We start from the raw sequence: 3,757 nt of genomic DNA, 5'->3' as shown, positions 1-3,757 counted from the left end.
TCGACCCACCCGCACCCGCGGTCTGGCCCGGCCCCCCGTGCGGGGCGCGGCACTCGAACTTCTGCGCCGCCGCCCACTGGCGGTCCTGATCGGGGCGGCCGTGATCGCGGTCGCCGGATGGGCCGTCCCGCTCCTGGGGATCTCGCTGGCGGCGTTCCTCGTCCTGGATTCGCTGGCGGGGCTCGCCGCACGGCGGGCACGGGGCTGACCCACGCCGACGCCGATTCGCCCCGTGGCGAGCGAAAGTCTGGTCACGGGGCGACTCGCGGGTCTAGATTGCGGCCATGACAGTCACCGACGAGCTACTCGAGGCCGCCAGGGCCTATGCGTCCGATTTCGACAAGGGCGGCCTGCCCATGCCGCCCGGCCGCAAGACCGCCGTGGTGGCGTGCATGGACGCCCGCCTCAATCCGTACGGACTGTTGGGTCTGTCCGAGGGTGACGCGCACGTGATCCGCAACGCCGGAGGCGTGGTCACCGACGACGTCCTGCGGTCGCTCACGATCAGCCAGCGGCTCCTGGGGACCGAGGAGATCGTGCTGATCCACCACACCGACTGCGGCATGCTCACCTTCAGAGACGACGACTTCAAGGACCAGATCCAGGCCGACACCGGTCTGCGCCCGCGGTGGTCTCCGGAGGCGTTCGGCGACGTGGAAGGGGACGTCCGTCAGTCGCTCGCACGCGTCGAGGCGGATCCGTTCCTCCTGCACGCCTCCGCGGTCCGCGGCTTCGTCTACGACGTGGAGACCGGCGAGCTGCGCGAGGTCGCCCGCAGCCCGGAGTGAGGTCCGAGGGCCGCCCGCACCCTCAGGGCACGCGCAGGATCTGCACAGCTCGGTCTCATCACCATCGGTGGCGCGACGGCACTGTACTCACGGGGTGGCGCTGCTGGAATCAACGGTGATAAGTTCCTGCTCACCAATTGCCCCCCCGGGGCCAACGCCGGAAGGGGCGCGGTCGAGCATGGTTCACCACAGGATTCACCTCGGGAAGGCAGTGGGCGTCGTCGTCGCCGTGATCTGTCTGGCCATCGCCGCGGTGGTCTTCGCCGCGGGAGCGGCCGACGCCCAGGGCTCATCGCGGGACACGGGCAGCCTCGGGAGCCTGGCGGACACGGCCAGCCTCGGGAGCACAGGCAGCGCCGGGAGCCCGGGCGAGGACGCGAACCCGTTCTCGGTGAGTATGGGGGACGAGCACGCGTGCGCCGTCACGACTCTCGGCACGGTCGCGTGCTGGGGCCGGAACTCGTACGGCTCGCTGGGCGGTGGACCCACCGTCGCCCCCGGCACCATCGTGGAGGTGGCCGACCTCGTGGACGTCACCTCGGTGAGCGTGGGGGCCAACTTCTCCTGCGCGGTGACCCGTGCCGGGGAGGTCCGGTGCTGGGGTTCCAACTTCCTCGGACAGCTGGGGGACGGGACGCGGACCGATCGGTACACCCCCGTGCCCGTTGACGGGCTCTCGCGTGCGATCGCCGTCAGCACCGGCAACGCCCACGCCTGTGCTCTGCTGGTCGACCGGACGGTGGCGTGCTGGGGCGTGAACAACCTGGGACAGTTGGGGGACGGCACCACCGACACCCGGACGAGCCCGGTCCCCGTGGAGGAGTTGCGCACCGTGTCCTCGATCGATCTCGGACCCCTCCATTCGTGCGCTCGTCTCGAGGACGGCACCGCCCGATGCTGGGGCCGCAACGGGGAGGGGCAGTTGGGCGACGGCACCACCGACAACAGGCTCACTCCGACGCCCGTGGCCGGCCTCGATGACGCGGCCTCGATCGCAGCGGGCAGCAACCACACGTGTGCGGCTCTGACGGACGGCGGTGCCCGCTGTTGGGGACAGAATTACAACGGCGCCCTCGGCGACGGATCCACCACGGACCGCGTGGTGCCCGTGGCGGTGGACGGACTGTCGAACGTGGTCGCAGTGAGCGCGGGAGGCGCGCATTCCTGCGCGGTCCTCCGCGACGGCTCGGCGCGGTGTTGGGGTGCGAACTTCCTCGGCAACCTGGGCGACGGCACCTTTGACGACAGCCTCGTCCCGGTACCCGTAGAAGACCTGGCCGGCGCGACGGGGATCAGCTCGTGGGGCTCGTCCACCTGCGCGGCCCTGGATGACGATTCCATCAGGTGCTGGGGCCTCAACCACTACGGCCAGTTGGGCGACGGCACGACGGAGAACCGCCCCGGTCCCGTCCAGGTGATGGGGCTCCCCCGGTAGGGACGAGCCCGGCCGGTCACGGTTCCGACTCACCTCTGGTGTGTCGTACCTCACCCTGATACGGATGAGACACCTCCTCTTTCCCGAGGAGCGCCCCGACAAGGGAGGCACGCCATGTGCACCGGTCTCAGCCACACCACGAGGGACCACTACTTCGGCAGGAACCTCGACCTCGAGTACTCCTACCACGAGAAGGTCACCATCACGCCCCGGAACTTCCCGTTCGAGTTCCGGCGGCTCCCGCCGCTACCCACCCACCACGCCATCATCGGGATGGCCACCACCGCTGAGGGGTTCCCCCTGTATTACGACGGGACCAACGACCGGGGTCTGAGCATGGCGGGGCTCAACTTCCCCGGGAACGCGGACTACAAACCCGAGGCCCCGGGCAAGGCGAACGTCGCGCCGTTCGAGTTCATCCCCTGGGTTCTGGGCCAGTTCGACACGGTCGATCAGGTCGAGACCGCGCTGTCGGAGGTGAACCTCGTGGACATCCCGTTCAGCTCCGAGTTCCCCCAGTCACCGTTGCACTGGATCATCTCGGATCGTCACAGGTCCCTCACCGTGGAGAGCGTGGCCTCCGGTCTGCGCGTCTACGACAATCCGTACGGCGTGCTGACCAACAACCCGACCTTCGACATCCAGAGCTTCGGGCTGAACGACTACATGCATCTGTCGACGACCCCGCCCGAGAACCGCTTCTCCGAGCGGCTCGAGTTCGAGACCTACAGCCGGGGGATGGGGGCCATCGGTCTGCCCGGCGACCTGTCCTCGTCCTCGCGGTTCGCCAAGGCCGTCTTCACCAAGATGAACTCGGTCTCCGGGACGTCCGAGTCGGAATCCCTCAGCCAGTTCTTCCACATCCTCGGATCTGTCGCTCAGCAGCGCGGATGCGTGCAGGTCGGCGGCGACGACTCATACGAGATCACCATCTACTCGTCCTGCTGCAACGCCGACACCGGCGTCTACTACTACACCACCTACGAGAACAGTCAGATCACCGGCGTCGACATGCACGCAGCGGATCTCGACTCCGACGCCATCGTTGACTATCCCCTGGTGACGGGCCAGCAGATCGCCATGCAGAACTGAGCGCTCGCCGTCTCCGCGTCTTCTCAGCGAACCCTTCTAGGCTCCGACCCGCGGTGTCACGCAGGTGACGACGACACGGGTGTGACGCGCGGCCTGACGGGGTCCGCGGTGGAGGTGGGCGGCGATGCAGCAGCTACTCGGTGTGTCTCTTCTGGACACGCCGGCGTCGGCGACCCTGTGGGTACTCGTGGTGGTCGGCTTCGCGGGGCTGGCGGTCGCCGGCTCCACGGGCGTCAGGAGCGGCACCCGGGACCGACGCCGGTGGTGGAGGCGAACCCTGCCCTCGTGCGCGATCGCCGCCGCACTGGCGACCGCGACCGGCGGGTTCCTGGTCGAGGGGGTGTTCAAACCCATCCCGGACGCCATCCCTCGAACGGTGTACGTCTGGATCGCCGTGGCCCTGCTGGCGGTGATGCTCGCCGTGTCCTGTCTGGTCGGCGGG

At 68.8% G+C, this 3,757-nt stretch carries 3 protein-coding genes and 2 pseudogenes; all 5 read left to right on the top strand.

Translation table 11 applies throughout. From position 1 onward, the window contains the following. Positions 1-208: pseudogene (locus tag G6019_RS15850) on the top strand (PepSY domain-containing protein); the annotation flags it as partial. Between the two features lie 76 nt (positions 209-284). Then, entirely contained in the window at positions 285-788 is a 504-nt protein-coding gene (locus G6019_RS15845) for a beta-class carbonic anhydrase (protein ID WP_107757732.1), read from the top strand. Between the two features lie 178 nt (positions 789-966). Beyond that, positions 967-2,223 (top strand): RCC1 domain-containing protein, encoded by a 1,257-nt coding sequence (locus tag G6019_RS15840; RefSeq protein WP_182612660.1) that lies wholly within the window; start codon positions 967-969, stop codon positions 2,221-2,223. Positions 2,224-2,337: 114 nt separating this feature from the next. Next, positions 2,338-3,315 (top strand): choloylglycine hydrolase, encoded by a 978-nt coding sequence (gene bsh, locus G6019_RS15835; protein ID WP_182612662.1) that lies wholly within the window; start codon positions 2,338-2,340, stop codon positions 3,313-3,315. Positions 3,316-3,439: 124 nt separating this feature from the next. Then, positions 3,440-3,757: pseudogene (locus tag G6019_RS17485) on the top strand (esterase); the annotation flags it as partial.

The sequence above is a fragment of the Dietzia sp. DQ12-76 genome (assembly GCF_014145045.1).
GTDB lineage: Bacteria > Actinomycetota > Actinomycetes > Mycobacteriales > Mycobacteriaceae > Dietzia.
The sequence above is the reverse complement of the archived record's forward strand: the minus strand, read 5'-3'. Positions and strand labels throughout refer to the sequence as shown.